The sequence below is a fragment of the Photorhabdus sp. S10-54 genome, assembly GCF_963878145.1.
In the GTDB taxonomy this organism is placed as follows: domain Bacteria; phylum Pseudomonadota; class Gammaproteobacteria; order Enterobacterales; family Enterobacteriaceae; genus Photorhabdus; species Photorhabdus kayaii.
Genome location: NZ_CAWNXG010000004.1, coordinates 122,438 through 142,104, shown reverse-complemented (window position 1 = coordinate 142,104; position 19,667 = coordinate 122,438). Strand labels below are relative to the sequence as shown.

The window sequence follows — 19,667 nt, the reverse complement described above, 5'->3', positions numbered from 1 at the left end:
AAAACGGGCTGTGCAACCTAATTGATACTATTTGCATGATTTGGCGATAGGATAATTGGCTGTAATAATCGTCACGCAAACGGTTTCGTCATGGGTTACAATCCTCTATAATGGCCTCATTTCCCCTTAGGCATCTATTAAGCTTTGCTTCTAAGATGAGAGAATTGATTACTATGAAAATTCTACGTGGTTCACCTGCTTTATCTGCATTTCGTATCACTAAACTCCTTTCTGTGTGCCAAGAACAGCAACTTCCGGTCAATGATATTTATGCGGAATATGTTCATTTTGCAGAGATTAATGCATCTTTGAGTGATGTTGATTCAGCAAAGTTACAACAATTACTAAAATATGGACCTTCGCTGGCTGAACATGAACCCCAAGGTACATTGCTGTTAGTCACACCTCGCCCGGGAACGATTTCCCCTTGGTCTTCCAAAGCAACCGATATTGCTCACAATTGTGGCCTGTCCCAGGTTGTGCGTCTGGAGCGTGGCCTGGCTTATTATATCCAGAGCGATGAAATGAGTGGTGCACAGTGGCAAATATTGTCATCACTGCTGCATGATCGGATGATGGAAACGGTCTTTACTCAATTGGAACAGGCGGAGAAATTATTTTCTCGTCAGCAACCCGTTTCGTTAAAACGCATTGATATTCTGCAAGCAGGACGCAGTGCGTTAGAAACTGCCAATATTGAACTTGGATTGGCGCTGGCCCCGGATGAAATTGATTATCTGATGGATGCTTTCCAGAAATTAGGGCGCAATCCAACAGATGTTGAACTTTATATGTTTGCTCAGGCTAACTCAGAACATTGCCGTCATAAAATCTTTAATGCTGATTGGATTATTGATGGTCAGACGCAGCCAAAATCGCTGTTCAAAATGATTAAAAACACCTATGAGCAGACTCCTGATTATGTCCTGTCAGCCTATAAAGATAATGCCGCTGTGATGGAGGGATCTTCTGTTGGCCGTTTCTTTGCCCGTGCGGAAAATGGTTCATATGATTACCATCAGGAGCAGGCTCATATTCTGATGAAAGTGGAAACGCATAATCACCCGACTGCAATTTCTCCTTGGCCGGGCGCATCGACAGGTTCTGGTGGTGAAATCCGCGACGAAGGGGCGACCGGTCGTGGGGCTAAGCCAAAAGCGGGTCTGGTGGGATTTTCGGTATCCAATTTGCGGATACCGGGTTTTGAACAGCCGTGGGAAGAGGATTTCGGTAAACCGGAGCGTATCGTTAGTGCTCTGGATATCATGATAGAAGGCCCTTTAGGTGGCGCGGCGTTTAATAATGAATTTGGTCGTCCGGCGTTATTGGGTTATTTCCGTACCTATGAAGAAAAAGTCAACAGTCATAACGGCAGCGAATTACGTGGTTATCACAAGCCGATCATGCTGGCAGGCGGGATCGGTAATATCCGAGATGAACATGTCAAAAAGGGTGAAATTTCTGTTGGCGCAAAACTGATTGTGCTTGGTGGCCCGTCCATGAACATTGGTTTAGGTGGAGGGGCCGCATCTTCTATGGCATCGGGGCAATCCGATGCTGATCTGGATTTTGCTTCGGTACAACGCGATAACCCGGAAATGGAGCGCCGTTGTCAGGAGGTGATCGATCGCTGTTGGCAGTTAGGCGAAAACAACCCGATTCTGTTTATTCATGATGTGGGTGCTGGTGGGCTTTCCAATGCGATGCCTGAGTTAGTCAGTGATGGTGGTCGCGGTGGACGATTTGAGTTACGCAGAATTCTTAATGATGAGCCGGGAATGAGCCCGCTGGAAGTCTGGTGTAACGAATCACAAGAGCGTTACGTATTGGCTGTTGCGCCGGAACAACTTCCGCTGTTTGAGGAGATTTGTCGACGAGAGCGTGCACCTTACGCCATTATCGGTGAGGCAACAGAGGAACGTCATTTACTGCTTAATGATGAACATTTTGATAATCAGCCAATCGATATGCCTTTGGATGTACTGCTAGGTAAAACGCCAAAAATGTTGCGTAATGTCAGTACATTAAAAGCGAGGGGTGAAAGCCTTGAGCGTCGGGATATCGATCTGACAGAAGCTGTTAAACGCATTATGCATTTGCCGGCTGTGGCAGAAAAAACCTTCCTGATCACGATAGGCGATCGCTCTGTCACTGGCATGGTTGCTCGTGATCAAATGGTGGGTCCATGGCAAATCCCAGTTGCGGACTGCGCTGTTACCACCGCTAGCCTTGATAGCTACTATGGCGAAGCGATGTCCATGGGTGAACGTGCGCCGGTCGCTTTGCTGGATTTTGCTGCTTCTGCCCGAATGGCGGTCGGTGAAGCTCTGACCAATATCGCTTCTGCTTATGTCCAGGACTTAAAACGCATTAAACTTTCAGCTAACTGGATGTCTGCTGCGGGTCACCCTGGTGAGGATGCCGGTTTGTATGCGGCGGTTAAAGCGGTGGGTGAGGAGTTGTGCCCTGTGCTAGGGCTGACAATTCCGGTGGGTAAAGACTCCATGTCGATGAAAACCCGTTGGCATGACCAAGGTGAGGAGCGTGAGATGACGGCGCCTTTGTCACTGGTGATTACCGCTTTTGCCAGAGTGGAAGATGTTCGCCGTACAGTCACTCCTGAGCTTTCCACTGATGAAGATAATGCATTGTTATTAATCGATCTGGGGCAAGGAAAGAACACGCTGGGCGGTACCGCATTGGCACAAGTTTACCGTCAACTGGGTAATAAACCCGCAGATGTACGTAGTGCTGAACAATTGGCGGGTTTCTTCAATGCGATTCAGCAACTGATTTCGGAACAAAAATTACTGGCTTATCACGACCGCTCTGATGGTGGTTTACTGGTCACGTTGGCTGAAATGGCTTTTGCCGGCCATTGTGGCATTGAAGCTGATATCAGTGTGTTTGATGAAGATATTCTGGCGGCGCTCTTTACAGAAGAGTTGGGCGCTGTGGTTCAGATTCGAGCATCGGATAGAGGGTTAGTTGAAAGCGTTTTGGCAGAACATGGTCTGGCCGATTGCGTGCATTATCTGGGTAAAGCCAAAGCAGGTAATGATTTTGTTATCTTTAGTGGCAACACTGAAGTCTATCGCCAGAATCGCAGTACCTTGCGCTTATGGTGGGCAGAAACCACATGGCAAATGCAGCGTCTGCGCGATAACCCGGCGTGTGCAGATCAGGAACATCAGGCTAAACAGGATAATCAGGACCCTGGATTGAATGTAAAACTGACCTTTGATATTTCAGAAGATATTGCCGCGCCTTACATTTTGCAGCAGGTAAGGCCGAAGGTGGCTGTATTGCGTGAACAGGGCGTTAACTCCCATGTTGAAATGGCTGCGGCGTTCCACCGAGCTGGTTTCGAGGCGATTGATGTTCATATGAGTGATTTGTTGTCTGGACGTATTGGATTGAGCCAATTCCAGACACTGGTTGCCTGTGGTGGCTTCTCGTATGGTGACGTGTTGGGGGCAGGTGAAGGTTGGGCGAAATCAATACTGTTCAATGAGCGTGTTCGTGATGAATTTGCTGCTTTCTTTGCACAACCTGATACATTGGCGCTTGGTGTTTGTAATGGTTGCCAGATGATGTCTAACTTGCGGGAGTTGATCCCGGGTGCAGAACATTGGCCGCGTTTTGTACGTAACTGTTCAGAGCGCTTTGAAGCACGATTCAGTTTAGTGGAAGTGGCTGACAGCCCGTCACTGTTCTTGCAAGATATGGTAGGTTCTCGTATGCCGATTGCGGTTTCTCATGGGGAAGGGCAAGTGGAATTCCGAGATAGACAGCATCTTGAGATGCTTGAAAGCAGCCGGTTAGTGGCGCTGCGTTATGTGAATAACTATGGGCAGGTTACGGAAAACTATCCGGCTAACCCAAATGGTTCAGTGAATGGCATTACCGCAGTTACCAGCCTTGATGGCCGGGCAACTGTTATGATGCCTCATCCAGAAAGGGTATCTCGCACGGTGAATAATTCGTGGCATCCAGAGGAGTGGAGCGAAGATGGCCCGTGGATGCGAATTTTCCGTAATGCTCGTAAGCAGTTAGGGTAATCAGGCGGTTTTTTTAGGCGATAGTATAGATTGGCTTCATTGAGATTCTTTGTTTCGTAACTGACATGAGATCACAATTGAAGCCATTTTTTTATTTGTTTTAGCATTCCATCCAGAGGTATAAATGGCTATGTTTGGATGGCTTGGTGATAGACCTATTAATTAAGGGGTTGGAGTCCAATAGAACGAATAGAAAGAATCACATCATCCTGACCTCAGAGAGTAAATCGGGGTGACGATCCAACACTTTAAGCAACTTCACTAAAGCTAAAGATGGCTTGGTTTTGCCGTTTTCATAGCGCGAGAAAGCATTGATGCCGCCGCCGAAGATTTCAGAAGCTTCCCGCTGATCAAGCGCGAGCTTCTTACGTACTCTGGCAATGAACTTGGGATCGACTATGGCCGCGTTGACTTGCTTCGAGAATGTCCGCATTTCGCACATGACGCGTTCTGATTCCGCAGCATCCAAAATAGATTCGGCGCAGGCAGGGCAGAAGTCGCCTGTTACCGCAGAAATGATTGTGGTTTCGCCCTTGTAAGTATAGGGCAGATCGCGGGTGTCATGGATAAGTTCCGCTGCACCGCAAACAGGGCATTTCATGTTCATAGCTCCTATTTATAACTCTTTGAAGGACACGATCAGCACGTCATCAATGACCGTCAGTTTCAGATACACGTCGCCTGCCTGTATACTTGGTCGGTACACGTCTTGCCAGACAGTGTGATCAGAATAAGTAGTCATACTCTTGTAGAAGTCTGCTGGAGTGAGCGCCATCACCACGGCCAACATATCGGAGAACTCAAGCCCCAACTCATTCGCACCGACTCGCGCTGCATGTGTGGTACGTACCTTTCCAGCTTCAATCATGGCCTTGACCACTGATAACTTACAATGTGGGGTTCGTTTTTCCATATGAGCGGATATTAACCTAGTTGGTTAGTATAATGCAATAATTTGATCTTAGTGGTAAGTATTAGCGTTATATCAAAGGTTTAGAGATAGAGCCCCCCATCAATCTTTATCGGAGCGCTTAATATAGAAGTCTTTTAGACTTATAAAATAAGATTCCAAAATAGTGCTATATCTTATACTACTCATAATTTTATCTATACCCGTCATCTTTCAAGTTGCCTCTTTGTTGGCTGCACTCACTCACCCCGGTCACATAGTTCTCTATGCTCCCGGGGATTCGCTCCCTTGCCGTCGCGATGCATCTTGAAATCCATAGGGTATATAATAATGAGTTGAAGAAAGCCATGTGTAGCAGAATTATGAAACGTTATTTATATTCTTTTTTCTGAATTAATAAACTTCGTAGTTTTGTCCGGTTTGAGCTCCGTCGACACGTTTCCTAAAAGCAAGAGCTACACGGCTTGCAGGAACAGCGTTAAAACCTGGGAAAAACTCACTGTATTTATCTAATGATTCCTGTAAGACATTAGGGCTAACGCTGTTTATGCGAATTCCCCTTGGCATTTCAATTGCTGCACATTTTACAAATGCCTTGACACCACCATTTGCCATAGCTGCTGATGCTCCTTGTAGGATAGGGTCGTCCATTATAATTCCAGTTGTTAAAGTAAAACTTCCGCCATCGTTAATATAGTCCATTCCTAACAGTACTAGGTTAATTTGGCCTTTAAGTTTACTGTTTATTCCTATTTCGTTTAACTCTGGAGTTAATTCTGAAATTGATCCAAAATGCGCGCTACCTGTTGCACTGACTACGGCATCAACTTTTCCAATTTTTTCATACATACGCTTAATACTATCAACGGAAGTGATATCGACTATAACATCTAAACCATTCCTTCCAGCACGAATGACTTCGTGATTTTTTTCTAATTCTTCCGAGATTGCTTTTCCTATTGTACCGCTTGCTCCAATAACAATAACTTTCATTTCTATTTACCCTTTTCTACATTAATGAAATTTTTGTGACTACATCGTTGCATGATGAATATTACTTTTAACTCGAATATGCTGAACTGATGCGAAAAAGGGTGAGCAGAAATTGCACACCTTTTTGTCAGTCATTGTTGATTAAATTCCGTAGGCTATTTCGTAGTTCATCAGGGGATACTACTCGTCCCGATTTTATATTTTTTTCAGCAAGAGAAAGTAGGCATAGCAAGGCTATTTGTTCTTGCTGCATCTCAAATTGAGTCAGATCTTGAACCATATATAGCGGTTCCTCGTTTTGGGTTTGACACATATTTTCCTCCGAATGGAGACCTATTTGCTTCTATCTACGATGGTACATCATTGGCTGATAAAGGCCAGATATATAGACCATTGACATGATATCAGTGCTAGTGATTCAGATGTGAAAGTCTTATATCAGTGAATTCCTAGGCGTTTAGATGCCCAATTGCTCCATTGTCTCAATTACCCGACAAACAGGTGTTATGGGTGTCTCAAAAAGGAGACATTTAATTGTTTGATTTTAATCTATTTTTATTTTCATGATTTTAGGTGTCTTTAATTGGCGACAAAAAATAAATTTTACTCATACCGGAAAATAAGCTGTTAGGTTGCTGAAACGTTACGTTTAATTTTTTATAAAGTAAAAACAGCTAGTTATAATTAAAATTTTAATATTGGCATAGAATATGCATTAAGTTGGCACAGTTGCTCATTCAACTTCTTATGTCGGCCCACATTTAGGTGGAGAGATGCCACATAAACCATCGAATGATGCCAGAGTAAGGTGCCTACCGTCCAACTCAGTGATATCGCTTTCGAGCCTTATCAAACATCGGGCGACACGTGGAGTGAGGCACCAACCTATGTCTGACTGTTGTAGATAAACAGCGGGCATGCGTTATCCTCACTGGCGGGATAGTAGCAAAAACTATTATTCCGCCGTCATCGCCTAGGTGTTTACCTGCCCCTTTGTACTGTTTGCGTCTTACACTGATTTTCAGTCACAGCAAAATTTATCAACCGATGGGTTTTTCTATCAGCCTTTTGTCGGTTAGCATGAGTGTACTGACAGGTTACGAGATGATTTCCTTGAAAAAATGGCGTTTATTTCCGCGCTCATTGCGCCAATTAGTTGTCATGGCTTTCTGGCTGGTGTTATTGCCGTTGTTGGTTTTGGCTTATCAGGCTTATCAGAGTCTTGATCAACTCAGTGAGCAAGCGGCTGATATAAACCGTACCACGCTAGCGGATGCCCGCCGCAGTGAGGCTATGACAGGTATTGCGTTGGAGATGGAACGCAGTTACCGCCAGTATTGCGTGTTAGGGGATAAAACGCTGAAAAACCTCTACCAAAGGCAATATCAGCAATACCTTAAGATGCTGAAAGATCAGATGGTTATACTTGATGATCAACAGTATATTAAGACGCTTAACGATTTGCTGTCGCAGTTAACAAAAATCGCTTGTCTCAATAGTGAACCTACCCAACCTGCCGCTCAATTACTTGAGCAATTCTCCAATGCTAATAGCCAGATGGTACAGGCTACCCGTGATGTTATTTTCAGCCGAGGAGAACAGTTACAGAGAGATATTGCTGAAAAAGGGCAATTTTTTGGCTGGCAGAGTCTCATTTTATTTCTACTGAGTGCGTTATTGGTCGCGTTATTTACTCGCATGATTATCGGGCCGGTTAAAGGGATTGAACGCATGATTAACCGATTGGGAGAAGGGCAATCATTAGGCGTTCGCATAGATTCTTTTCAGGGGCCGCGAGAACTCCGCTCTTTGGCGCAACGGATTATCTGGCTCAGTGAACGCTTGGCTTGGTTGGAATCACAGCGCCATGAGTTTTTACGTCATATTTCTCATGAACTGAAAACACCGCTGGCAAGTATGCGGGAAGGGACAGAATTACTGGCTGATGAAGTGGCAGGGCCATTAACGGCTGATCAGCAAGAAGTGGTTGCTATTCTTGATAATAGTAGTAAACATTTACAGCAATTGATCGAGCAATTACTGGATTATAACCGTAAACTGGCAGATGGTCCGACGGAGCAACAGCAGGTTTCTCTGCGGGAAATTGTTAATGAGGTAGTTTTATCACACAGTTTACCCGCAAGATCGAAAAATATTCAGACGGAAATCCAGCTTGATACTGATATTTTATGGGCAGAGCCTACACTATTAATGCGGGTTATTGATAATCTCTACTCTAATGCGGTGCACTATGGTGCCGAATCCGGTAACATCTGGGTTTCAAGTCGTCAGATTGGCGAATATGTTCAAATTAATGTTGCTAATACAGGTACGCCAATCCCTGAATCAGAACGCAGTATGATTTTTGAACCGTTCTATCAGGGAACGCTCCAGCGTAAAGGTGCAGTGAAAGGCAGTGGTCTTGGGCTAAGTATTGCGCAGGATTGTATTAAGCGTATGGAGGGCGAACTGATATTGATTCAGAGCGAATTTGCTGACGTATGTTTTCGTATTAAATTGCCATTAGCTGCTGAGAATGAATAAATAATGCATAACAGGTCTACTTACCGTTTTGTACGAAAGACGGATCGGCAGAATATTGCAGTACAACTTGGGAAAAACGTATTGGTTGCCAGATTGTTATTACCACGAGTTTCAGTTTGGGGTTTTAGCATGATTCTGCTGATCTTCGTTGTTTTTTTATTGGCGGGTTGCGTTAAAAATCCGGTTAATAATAATTTAGCGACAGTTACTCAAATGGTAATACCAGAGCAACGGGTAACGGATTACCGTATTGCCGAGTGTGAGTTAATGTGGGATTTAGAGACGCCGCCATCGATTGAGAATGCGCTTTACTGGCTGCGACTGATGGATTGTTCAGATCGCCTGACATCAGCGAAAGCACGTAATATGGCGAAATACACGCTTCCGGTTACTTGGGATATGGCTTTTAAACAAAGTATCTTACTTAACAGTGCCGGGCCTACATTGTCTGAGCGTCGGAAGATGATTGAAAACTTCAACAAATACAGGTTGAAATTCCCAGATCCGTTGCGACCGTTATTACAGTTATGGCGTGAGCAGCAGGTTCAGCAAATTGCAGTGGCTGAGGAGCGGGCAAAATTCCAAAAATTACAGGCAGATACGGATAATAAACTTGATCGTCTGCGTGAAAGTCGTGCACGGTTGGAATTTGAGCTACAGCAAACTTCTCGTAAACTGGAAAATCTGACAGATATTGAACGTCAGCTCTCTTCCCGTAAACAAAATCAGGGGAGTGCTGGCTCAGGCAATTTGGATAAACATGTTGAAACGCCAGAAACGACGGCATTACCTAACAAAAATAGTACGCCAAACAGTACCTCTGAATCAGATAAAGGAGCAGCACCATGACAGCGCGTAAACCAGCCCATCTTCTTCTGGTTGATGATGATCCTGGTTTGTTGAAATTGTTGGGAATGCGTCTTACCAGTGAAGGCTTTCGTGTCACAACCGCAGAAAGTGGCGGTGAAGCGTTGAGATTGTTAACTAAAGAAAAAATCGATTTGGTGATCAGTGACCTGCGTATGGATGAAATGGATGGTATGGCACTGTTCGCTGAAATCCAGAAGCAACAACCGGGTATGCCAGTTATCATTCTGACGGCTCATGGCTCAATTCCAGAGGCAGTAGCGGCCACTCAACAGGGTGTCTTTAGTTTTCTGACTAAACCAGTTGATCGGGATGCGCTTTATAAAGCGATTGATGGCGCATTGGCGTTATCCACGCCTGCCAGTGATGAACAGTGGCGGGAGCAGATAGTTACCCGCAGTCCTGCTATGTTGCGCTTGTTGGAGCAGGCGCGAATGGTTGCCCAATCTGATGTCAGTGTACTGATAAACGGTCAGAGTGGTACGGGGAAGGAAGTGCTAGCCCAGGCAATTCACCGCGCCAGTCCACGGGCGAAAAAGCCATTTATCGCGATTAACTGTGGTGCTTTGCCGGAACAACTCCTTGAGTCAGAACTGTTTGGTCATGCTAAAGGCGCATTTACCGGTGCGGTCAGCAGCCGTGAAGGGTTATTCCTTGCTGCACAGGAGGGAACCCTGTTTCTTGATGAAATCGGTGATATGCCACTGGCTTTGCAGGTTAAATTATTGCGCGTATTGCAGGAACGTAAAATACGCCCGCTCGGAAGTAACCGTGATCTGGATATTGATGTACGGATTATCTCAGCGACTCACCGTGATTTACCGAAGGCTATGGCAAAAAATGAGTTTCGCGAAGATCTCTATTACCGCCTAAATGTGGTGAACTTGAAAATTCCAGCTTTGAATGGCCGGGTTGAAGATATTCCTTTATTGGCGAATCATCTGTTGCGTGAATCAGCGAAGCGTCATAAACCTTTTGTCCGTAGTTTTTCAGTTGATGCGATGAAATGCCTGATGGCGGCAAGTTGGCCTGGCAATGTGCGTCAGCTTGTTAATGTGATCGAACAGTGTGTTGCGCTGACTACTGCGCCGGTTATTAGTGAAGCCTTGGTTATGCAGGCCCTGGAAGGGGAAAATACAGCGTTACCCACTTTTGTAGAAGCCAGAAATCAGTTTGAACTGAATTATCTGCGTAAATTACTGCAAATGACCAAAGGTAATGTGACTCATGCGGCGCGTATGGCGGGGCGTAACCGGACTGAATTCTACAAATTACTGGCGCGTCATGAGTTAGATGCGAATGATTTTAAAGAATAACTTCTCTGCTGCTCAGGAAGTTTTTACACTGGCATAAAAATTGGTGGCTTGGGAGAGCCAAATTGTATGAGCCGTACTCTTAATATTGCCCTTGCACAGCTTAATTGGATGATTGGCGACATTGAAGGCAACTGTGAACGTATGTTGCAGACAGTACAGGAACAACAGCACCAAGGTGCTGATTTGGTGATGTTTTCTGAACTGGCGATATCCGGTTATTCCCCAGAAGATCTATTATTCCGGGCTGATTTTCATCAGCGTTGCCGTGAGCAATTAGCACGTTTACAGGCGGCCAGTTGTCAAACGGCTATTTTAGTTGGTCATCCTTGGGAGCAGGACGGGGAGATTTACAACGCACTTTCCTTATTCTGGCAAGGGGAGATCTTGGCCCGTTATTTCAAGCAACGGTTACCCAATTATGGTGTTTTCGATGAGAAACGCTATTTTAAAGCGGGCAATCAAAGCTGTGTTGTGCCATTTAGGGGTTACAATCTCGGCTTATTGATTTGTGAAGATTTATGGTTTGATGAGCCGATTGATGCTTTGAAACAGGCTGGTGCAGACTTAGTTCTTTCTATCAACGCTTCTCCATATAATCGAGAAAAACCTTATATCCGTTATGAACTGATTAGAGAACATTGCCAACGTACAGATTTACCCATGATTTATCTTAATCAGGTTGGTGGTCAGGATGAGCTGATTTTCGATGGCTGTTCTAAAGTTTTTAATGCAAGTGGTGAAATGACTCATCGGTTAGCCGCATTTAATGAACAAATCCAACAATGCCGCTTTAATGAATTAGGGATTGAACCTATGGTTAATCCGGCACCCGAATTACCGCCATTGCAGCAGGTATATCAGGCATTAGTCCTTTCAGTACATGATTACGTTCGCAAAAATGGCTTTCAAGGCGTGTTGTTAGGCTTATCCGGGGGGATTGACTCTGGCTTAACGTTGGCAATTGCTGTTGATGCATTGGGTAAAGATCATGTTCAGGCTGTTATGATGCCATTTCGCTATACATCTGAAATGAGTATAGAGGATGCTAAAGAACAAGCTGACATGTTGGGTGTTGAGTTTAATGTCGTGTCGATCGAACCGATGTTTGATGCATTTATGGCACAATTCGAACCTCTATTTGCGGGTACGGTCAAAGATACCACCGAAGAGAATTTACAGGCGCGTTGTCGTGCCGTTATTCTGATGGCGATGTCTAATAAACGCCATCGTCTCGTGCTAACGACCAGTAATAAGAGTGAATCAGCGGTGGGATATTCCACATTATATGGTGATATGGCGGGTGGTTTTAATGCGCTGAAAGATGTACCGAAAACATTGGTATTTGAATTAGCAAAATATCGTAATACCGTTTCGCCAGCGATACCTCAAAGAGTCATTGATCGTCCGCCATCGGCAGAATTGGCGCCTGGGCAGCTTGATCAGGACAGTTTACCGCCTTATGACATTCTGGATGATATTCTGGAAGGTTATGTGGAACAGGATAAGTCGGTTGATGAGCTGGTGGCAGCGGGGTTTGATGAGCAGATTGTACGTAAAGTTGTTCGTTTGGTTGATATCAACGAATATAAACGTCGTCAGGCTCCGGTGGGTCCGCGTATTACGCACCGTAATTTTGGTAAAGACAGACGTTACCCGATTACCTCTGGTTTCGGCCGTAAAAATTGGTAACAACAGGAAAACTTCATGAAAAAGATTGATGCGATTATCAAACCTTTCAAGCTGGATGATGTGCGTGAAGCTCTGGCGGAAGTGGGTATCACCGGAATGACGGTAACCGAGGTAAAAGGTTTTGGGCGCCAGAAAGGGCATACCGAGCTGTATCGCGGTGCGGAATATATGGTGGATTTTCTGCCAAAAGTGAAAATAGAAATTGTCGTGCCAGATGATATTGTCGATACCTGTGTTGAAACCATTATGCAGACGGCGCAGACCGGGAAAATCGGTGATGGTAAAATATTTGTATTCGACGTGGCGCGTGTTGTGCGTATCCGTACTGGTGAGCAGGACGAAGAGGCGATTTAGTCCAATTTAAATTTTTAGGGTGGTGATAGGTGGATAAAATCTATGGTCACCCTCGATAAAAATCGCCGGAGTTTTCGATAATTAATTGTTAAAGCAAAATAGGATATTTGCATATAGAATCAACATATTGGTTAATATAGAAAATATTGAGAATGTAGTAAGGACCCTGTCAATATAATATAAATATTAGATAAATATATTAATCAGCAATAACCAGTGATGTGGTTAATTAAATAATTATTTGAAAATACAGTATAAATTAATTGTTCTTAAGGTGGCCGTATGCCGTTTTGATAAATAAATTTATCTTTTGTAAATTACGCATCATATTGATGCGTGACAATATTTTCTCAATTGCTGAATGTGTTTTAAATCAATTATCAATCATCTAACCTCAATGACTATTATCAATTTAAATTTATTGGGAGAATTTAAGGCTATCTTTAAAAAACCGATTAAAGATGATGCTTGAGATAATCAAAGCATCTATGTCACATGGTGCTGTTTGGGATATGGATGATAACAGAGTTGCTGAAAGTTCGTTTGAAAGTTACCAAACTCCACTGTGGTGCCAATGTTGTATTTCATCATATTTTCTTATGATCTTATTGCCTGATTGATTAAAAAACATCATAATTGATTCTTTTGTGATCATTTCGTGTGGGTATATTGCGGACTGACAACTCAATTATAGGTAATAGTGCTTATGGTTAATGATCTTAATGTGGAACGAACCGGACTTGTTTTTACTCTCACAGCCGGTAATCTCCCTGTGAAAACTTTTGCTGTGGGTGAATTTACACTGAATGAAGCCTTGTCAACGCTATTCAGTTTGCAAGCCACACTAACTTGTGCCAATCCAGACATTGATTTTGCGGATGTTCTGGATAAATACGCTACATTGACCGTTTATCGTGACGGGCAGGTTGAGCGTTATATCACCGGGATTGTGACTCATTTTGTGCAGGAAACAACGGGCCGTTATCGTAGTTGTTACTACCTGACCCTCCATCCTTCCTTGTGGCGTGCCGGATTGCGGGTTAACTCCCGTATTTTTCAGAATAAATCCGTTACCGATATTATTGATAGGTTATTGAAAGAAAATGGCGTTCGTCAATTCTCTTGTCTATTGCGTTATGAACATCCAGCGCGGGAATTCTGCGTTCAGTACGATGAGAGTGATTTGGCTTTTTTACAGCGTCTATTAGCTGATGAAGGGATCTTTTATTACTATCACTTTGATCAGGGTAAGGGCGAGCCGACAATGGTTTTTGTCGACTCTTATGCCAAGAATGGCTCTCTTTCACTGCCCTACAACCCAGAACTTGATGCCACCGGCAACCAGTGTTGCATTAGCCAGTTTCGTTGGGGGGAAAGGGTGGGCATTGCTGAAGTTTCGGTGAGAGATTACACATTTAAACATCCCCGGTGGTATGCTGATTTTCAGTTCCATGAGAACCATAGGTACATCAATAATCAGCGTTCGGATTTAAATAGCTACTATTACTATGACTTTCCTGGACGTTATAAAGATGCAAATGGGCAACGGATAAGTCAGTACCGGTTGGAGGCGTTGCGTAATGATGCTTTGCTCGGCAGTGGGCAAAGTGACAGTTTTGCTCTCTTGCCGGGCATGTGGTTTACGCTTACTGATCATCCGAAAGAAAAATTTAATGCACCGTGGCAAATAATCCAAATTACTCACCGTGGCCATCAACCTCAAGCAGATGAATCTCATTTTGATAGCAGAGGGACGACTTTGACGAATGGTTTTACCTTTGGTAGTCCCAACCGGGTATGGCGTCCCTTGCCTTACCCCAAGCCAAGTATTGATGGCCTGCAAATTGCCACCGTGGTGGGGCCAGAGGGAGAAGAAATATTTTGTGATGAATATGGACGGGTACGGGTGCAATTTGCCTGGGATCGGTATGGCAAGCTTAATGATCAAAGTTCTTGCTGGATAAGAGTTAGCCAAGCTTGGGCTGGACACGGTTGGGGAATGATTACCATCCCGCGTGTTGGTCAGGAAGTGCTGGTTGATTTTATGCATGGCGATCCTGACCAGCCGATTATTACTGGACGAACCTATAATGCCGTCAATATCCCACCGAACCGTTTACCGATGGCAAAAACGCAAATGTTAATCCGATCAAAAACCCATAAAGGGGAAGGGTTTAATGAACTGCGTTTTGACGATGATAAAGGCGATGAAGAAATCTATATTCATGCTCAGAAGAATATGAAAACTGAGATTTTAAACGATGAAATGGTCAATATTGCACATAATCGGACTCATCATATTAAACACGACGCTCACTTACGTGTTGATAATGAATATCGTGTTCTGGCGAAGCATGATATTTCCGTTTCAACCGGGCAAAAACTTCATATCAAAGCTGACGATGCGTTGTTGGTACAAAGTGGAAATGAAATTCATCTCAGTTCCGGGGCGAAGGTGGTTATTGATGCCGGCAGTGAGCTCACCTTACAGGCTGCGGGGCATTTTATTAAAATTGATGCCAGTGGTATCAGCAGTAGTGCCGGGATTAGTTTTGCCAGTGGAACACCGGGCACAGGTTCGGGTTGGGGAGGAAAACTGCCGGATATGCTGGATAAACTGAAACAGGTCAGCGCTGAAATATCCACTCCTGTTGCTAAAGCACTACTTAAAGAAATTTGTCTCAGTTGTTTGATGAAAGCTGAGCTTGAAGAAGCAATAACCGTTATCCGGGGGTAATTATGACACCTGAATTAAGCGAAAAACTGGTTAATTATCAGAAAGAACATCTCGGCGTTCGGCTTTATGCGTTGGTGAATGGTTTGCAATATGAGCTGTTTTGGTGAAGAAATTAATTATATCGCGGGTATCAACAACCCACTATTCCGGCACTATCCAGATTCAAAAGTTGCGTTTGCAGGCCCGTGGCTGTTTGATATGGAATACGCTCATCAGTGGCAAGATAAATTATCAACCCTTGAAGAAACATATCCGGCAGTATCATGGCTGTTAACCGCTCTATCATTAGATAAGTTGACCCACCATCTTGTGCCATATTTGAATATTCAATTGCCGACAAAACAGGCGGCACTGCTACGTTTTTATGATCCCCGTATTTTGCATCGCATCAGTGACATTTTTAGCCATGAGCAATTGTCTGCATTTACGCATTGTATTGATAAATGGGTTTATCAATACAATACCACTTATTATTCGGTGTCAGGAGCTCCATTATGATTGAATTGACTCAGGAACAATTTGATATTATCACCAAACTGGAAAAACAGACGGTGATTGATCGTATACAGGCTGAACTTCTTACCAAACATGCGGGTTTAATTCCTTCCCCATCTTCGCTGAACGAACGGCTAATGGCCGCTTATGATTATTTGCTGACATTAAACTTTCAGGATAAATATTTGATTCAATCCTATTTATCTCTGGTTGCGTTTAATCCTGATTTTCAGCACGCCTTGCCAATCAAGACAGCCTTGGAATCCCCTGACCAAAAATCCGAGCAGCAGTTTAAAGATATTCTTTGTATTGCAAAAAATAAGATAAACAGGAGACGTTAATATGCCAATACCGTTATTAGCCCCTGTCGCCGTGGGTGCGGCTGAATATGTCGCAAGCGCCTGTGCCGGGGTATTAATTGCAGTCGGTATTATGGAAGCCGGTAAAGATAAATCCGTTATAGACGATGACGACATTCACCATAAGAAAACGGATTTTGTGATAAGCCCTGAAATCACCGACGAAGATCGAAATATCGTCTGGAGCGCCGAAGCGCATGCGGATTTTTGGGAGGATGATGATTTAGGGGATGAATTTGTTGATACCAGTGCGGTTCAAACTAAAGCCCAGTCTGAAACGGAAGAATGTGAAAAAACGGAAACTAAAAAAGCGTGCAAGGCTTGCCTTGCTATTCCGGTGACAAGTGAAAAATATCGTAAGGTTAGTCGCTGGAGCGCTATCACGATTAACTATCAGCGATTTATTGCGAAAACTAAATATAACCCGGTCACACAAATGATCCAGGAATTTCAATGCCTGAAAGTGACGTTTGATGGCTGGCGGCCAGCATATTGCCTGTTTCTGGAGGCTAAAGCGCGGTATGACCAGTTTTTTAAGAGTGATGAGGAACCTAAGAAATGGTGGAAAGGTGTTTTTTCAGCCATAAGGCAAGCCCAAAGGCATCAAACAGTCTGTAACGTTTTGGATGGTACCCCTCATGTGGAATGGCACTTTTTACAGCCGATTAGTTATGAATATTTTAAAGTGCAATTTAGTGATCATAAAAATATCAGTGTTCACTATACCCCCTGCGATAGTTTCTTTTAATTCGAGGTCAACATGACAATAATTCATTTAAAAATCAATGTACGTTATGAACAGCAGGAAACTATTACCGCCCATACTGCGTTGATAGATTTGTTTCATATTACACGTCAAATTGATGTCTTTTTTAACCTGAAAAAAACTTGGTACTTAACTGGTTACTCCCGAAAGGATGCTCTAAAATATATTGTGTTCGATGAGGAGGGGCCAACTGAGGTTGCTATAAAAGATTTTGAAAAAGATTATAAAAAAGATTTTCCAGCGCTTATTACTGGGATATGGGATGGTGAAAAGGATGAATTAGATAGTGGTATTATGTATAAAAAAATGCGAACTGCCAGCCCTAACTGGGTTTGGCTGGAACTAAATCTAAGTATTAACAGCCATCAACTTGATGTCATCCGATTAATTGATTTAGTTAAATACTTAGCTGCCAGTCGTGATTTTCCTTATATTCAAGTGGAAACTAACGGCTATACCTTAAAAGGCAAACAAGTTTTCCCTGATCGCCTCAGTGTTGGTTGGATGCTTTACCAGCCCCGCATTATTGATAAATCCTATCTTCCTATGGCGGAGGATGTGCTTCCTGTGTATCAAAATAATGAACAGGTTGGCAGCTTGATTATTACCAAAAAAGGCATTTTTGATGGAAGAGATCAGGATGATATTGATAAATCCAATGATGTTGAAATTCAGTTGGTGAATCTGGGATTACTGCCATTAATTACCGAAGTTTAATGGGAGTGATGTTATTTACCAATCGAAAAACGAGGGAGAACTTTCATGTCAAAAGCGGTTATTCTGTTAGGCGATACGACAGATCATGGCGGTAAGGTTATTACCGCTATTGATGAATATACTCACAATGGTGTTCCTATAGCAGGTCAAGAAGATTTGGTCGAGTGTCCTCAATGTCAAGGTGTATTTCCTATTATTCAGGGTGCTGGTTCTTTAAAATATAAAGGAAAACCTATTGCGCTTGAAGGAATGCAAACAGCCTGTGGAGCAAAATTAATTGCCAGTCAGAGTAAATTTACCCATGACTTTTGAAATCAATGGAGCTGACGTCCAATTGGGACGGGCTCCATGATAAACAAACGCCATAAGGTCTCTAAAATAGTGATGAATTGGTTTTTTCGGTCACATTAAGCACATTCAATACAGATGAATATTGAATATCAGAGTCTATAAATTAAAGATAGTTTCTGTTCACTTCACTTTATTGGCTATTATCACTGTATAACGTTTTTAATATTAAGCTGAAAATTTAAATCACTTTGTGTGGACCAAAACATTCATAGTGAATAAATTGTTTATCAATTCTCATATCCAATAACTGTTTCGCTACATATTGCATAAAGGGAACTGGACCACAGAAATAGAAGTGCATTCCTTCTGTTTTCAATGCCTCATTCAGAACTGCCAGATCCATAAAACCTTTGTGTTGATAATGAAGACCTTGTTGATCTTCATTCCTTGGTTCGCGGTACCAAATTGTGCTGTCAAAATTCGGCATTGCCTGCGCCATCGTTGCGACTTCATTGCTAAACGCGTGATGGCCGCCGTGTTCCGCCGCATGTAACCAGTTGATTTGGCTATTATGGTTTTGCTGGTGGAGGTGATGCAACATACTCATCATGGGTGTCAGGCCAACGCCCGCAGAAATCAAAGTAACCGGCGTTTCTGGTTTAATATCAAGGAAAAAATCACCGCGTGGAGCGGCCAGCCAGACGGTATCGCCTTCTTGCATTTTATCGTGCATATGGTTGGAAACGATTCCTTGTGGCTCACGTTTAATCGCAATCCGGTAGCTGGAACCGTTTGGGGCTGCCGTCAGTGAATACTGGCGAATTTCTCGGTTAGCAAAATTATCATCTTCCAGATAAATGCTCAGATACTGACCAGGTTTGTAATCCATCACTTTCCCGCCATCCTGTGGTATAAATTCAAAGCTGCAAATTACCTCACTTTTTACCTCTTTCCGGCTGATACGGAATGGACGTAAGCCACGCCAGCCACCATCTGTTGATTCTCCGCTATGATAGATTTGCTCTTCACGATTGATAAAAACATCAGCGAGCACGCCATAAGCTTTTCCCCAGGCATCCAGAATTTCATTTCCCGGCTGGAACATTTCATCCAATGTTGCCAACAGATGAGTACCGACAATCTGATAATGCGCTGGTTGGATATTCAAACTGGCGTGTTTATGAGCAATTTTTTCCACTGCCGGCAGTAGTACTTCTAGGTTATCAATATTGGCTGCATAGGCGCAGATCGCATTGAACAGAGCTTCACGCTGATCGCCATTAAGTTGATGACTCATATTAAAAATGTTTTTCAACTCAGGATTGTGCTTGAACATCCGCTCGTAAAAATGAGCAGTCAGTTTTGGGCCAGTAGCAGAAAGTAATGGAATCGTTGATTTGACAGTTGCAATAGTTTGGCTATCCAGCATGGTGAAGCTCCTGAATTTCTTTCAAGTGGGTAATGAAATTTATAACATGTAATTAAAATGCAACTTATACTTTTTTGGGGGCCTTGTAAATATAGAATGTGGTCTTTATGGTAAAAAAATAGTCATAATGGATATTTGT

At 43.3% G+C, this 19,667-nt stretch carries 16 protein-coding genes and 1 pseudogene; 12 read left to right on the top strand and 5 right to left on the bottom strand.

The features are described from left to right. Positions 1 to 173 precede the first annotated feature (173 nt). Positions 174 to 4,061, top strand: coding sequence for a phosphoribosylformylglycinamidine synthase (gene purL, locus AACQ83_RS03750; RefSeq protein ID WP_112876352.1), 3,888 nt, complete (start codon positions 174 to 176; stop codon positions 4,059 to 4,061). A 199-nt stretch (positions 4,062 to 4,260) separates the two neighbouring features. Here the strand turns inward: purL and AACQ83_RS03745 are convergent, their stop codons facing one another. From AACQ83_RS03745 to AACQ83_RS03730, 4 genes are all read right to left on the bottom strand, one after another. Continuing rightward, positions 4,261 to 4,662, bottom strand: a complete 402-nt coding sequence (locus tag AACQ83_RS03745) for a type II toxin-antitoxin system MqsA family antitoxin (protein WP_046397899.1) — start codon at positions 4,660 to 4,662, stop codon at positions 4,261 to 4,263. A gap of 15 nt (positions 4,663 to 4,677) precedes the next feature. Then, positions 4,678 to 4,974: a type II toxin-antitoxin system MqsR family toxin gene (locus AACQ83_RS03740; RefSeq protein ID WP_112876351.1), complete on the bottom strand. Its 297-nt coding sequence runs from the start codon at positions 4,972 to 4,974 to the stop codon at positions 4,678 to 4,680. 390 nt (positions 4,975 to 5,364) lie between these two features. After that, positions 5,365 to 5,964 carry a short chain dehydrogenase gene (locus AACQ83_RS03735; protein WP_112876350.1) on the bottom strand — a complete coding sequence of 200 codons (600 nt, stop codon included), beginning with the start codon at positions 5,962 to 5,964 and terminating at the stop codon, positions 5,365 to 5,367. Positions 5,965 to 6,091: 127 nt separating this feature from the next. After that, on the bottom strand, positions 6,092 to 6,277 hold the full coding sequence (locus AACQ83_RS03730) for a hypothetical protein (protein WP_192880972.1): 186 nt from the start codon (positions 6,275 to 6,277) through the stop codon (positions 6,092 to 6,094). A 791-nt stretch (positions 6,278 to 7,068) separates the two neighbouring features. Here AACQ83_RS03730 and AACQ83_RS03725 point away from each other — a divergent pair. From AACQ83_RS03725 to AACQ83_RS03675, 11 genes are all read left to right on the top strand, one after another. Then, positions 7,069 to 8,508 carry a sensor histidine kinase gene (locus AACQ83_RS03725; protein WP_192880975.1) on the top strand — a complete coding sequence of 480 codons (1,440 nt, stop codon included), beginning with the start codon at positions 7,069 to 7,071 and terminating at the stop codon, positions 8,506 to 8,508. A gap of 3 nt (positions 8,509 to 8,511) precedes the next feature. After that, positions 8,512 to 9,357: a two-component system QseEF-associated lipoprotein QseG gene (gene qseG, locus AACQ83_RS03720; protein WP_240000683.1), complete on the top strand. Its 846-nt coding sequence runs from the start codon at positions 8,512 to 8,514 to the stop codon at positions 9,355 to 9,357. Next, positions 9,354 to 10,691, top strand: a complete 1,338-nt coding sequence (gene glrR / locus AACQ83_RS03715) for a two-component system response regulator GlrR (protein ID WP_112876349.1) — start codon at positions 9,354 to 9,356, stop codon at positions 10,689 to 10,691. The genes qseG and glrR overlap by 4 nt, the downstream gene beginning before the upstream one ends. A gap of 66 nt (positions 10,692 to 10,757) precedes the next feature. Beyond that, positions 10,758 to 12,380 (top strand): NAD+ synthase, encoded by a 1,623-nt coding sequence (locus AACQ83_RS03710; RefSeq protein ID WP_112876348.1) that lies wholly within the window; start codon positions 10,758 to 10,760, stop codon positions 12,378 to 12,380. A gap of 15 nt (positions 12,381 to 12,395) precedes the next feature. Then, complete coding sequence (glnB, locus tag AACQ83_RS03705; RefSeq protein WP_011147501.1) at positions 12,396 to 12,734, top strand: nitrogen regulatory protein P-II; 339 nt, start codon at positions 12,396 to 12,398, stop codon at positions 12,732 to 12,734. A 706-nt stretch (positions 12,735 to 13,440) separates the two neighbouring features. Next, entirely contained in the window at positions 13,441 to 15,471 is a 2,031-nt protein-coding gene (locus tag AACQ83_RS03700; protein ID WP_112876347.1) for a type VI secretion system Vgr family protein, read from the top strand. Between the two features lie 90 nt (positions 15,472 to 15,561). After that, a complete protein-coding gene (locus AACQ83_RS03695; RefSeq protein WP_240000682.1) occupies positions 15,562 to 15,969 on the top strand; it encodes a DUF4123 domain-containing protein in 408 nt (135 codons plus the stop codon). Next, positions 15,966 to 16,307 (top strand): hypothetical protein, encoded by a 342-nt coding sequence (locus AACQ83_RS03690; protein ID WP_112876346.1) that lies wholly within the window; start codon positions 15,966 to 15,968, stop codon positions 16,305 to 16,307. The genes AACQ83_RS03695 and AACQ83_RS03690 overlap by 4 nt, the downstream gene beginning before the upstream one ends. A 1-nt stretch (position 16,308) precedes the next feature. Next, a complete protein-coding gene (locus tag AACQ83_RS03685; RefSeq protein ID WP_112876345.1) occupies positions 16,309 to 17,073 on the top strand; it encodes a restriction endonuclease fold toxin 5 domain-containing protein in 765 nt (254 codons plus the stop codon). A gap of 12 nt (positions 17,074 to 17,085) precedes the next feature. Then, on the top strand, positions 17,086 to 17,808 hold the full coding sequence (locus AACQ83_RS03680) for an Imm52 family immunity protein (protein WP_112876344.1): 723 nt from the start codon (positions 17,086 to 17,088) through the stop codon (positions 17,806 to 17,808). A gap of 45 nt (positions 17,809 to 17,853) precedes the next feature. Next, positions 17,854 to 18,120: a PAAR domain-containing protein gene (locus AACQ83_RS03675; protein ID WP_112876343.1), complete on the top strand. Its 267-nt coding sequence runs from the start codon at positions 17,854 to 17,856 to the stop codon at positions 18,118 to 18,120. A gap of 217 nt (positions 18,121 to 18,337) precedes the next feature. Here AACQ83_RS03675 and hmpA read toward each other — a convergent pair. Beyond that, positions 18,338 to 19,531: pseudogene (gene hmpA / locus AACQ83_RS03670) on the bottom strand (NO-inducible flavohemoprotein); the annotation flags it as partial. Positions 19,532 to 19,667: the final 136 nt, after the last annotated feature.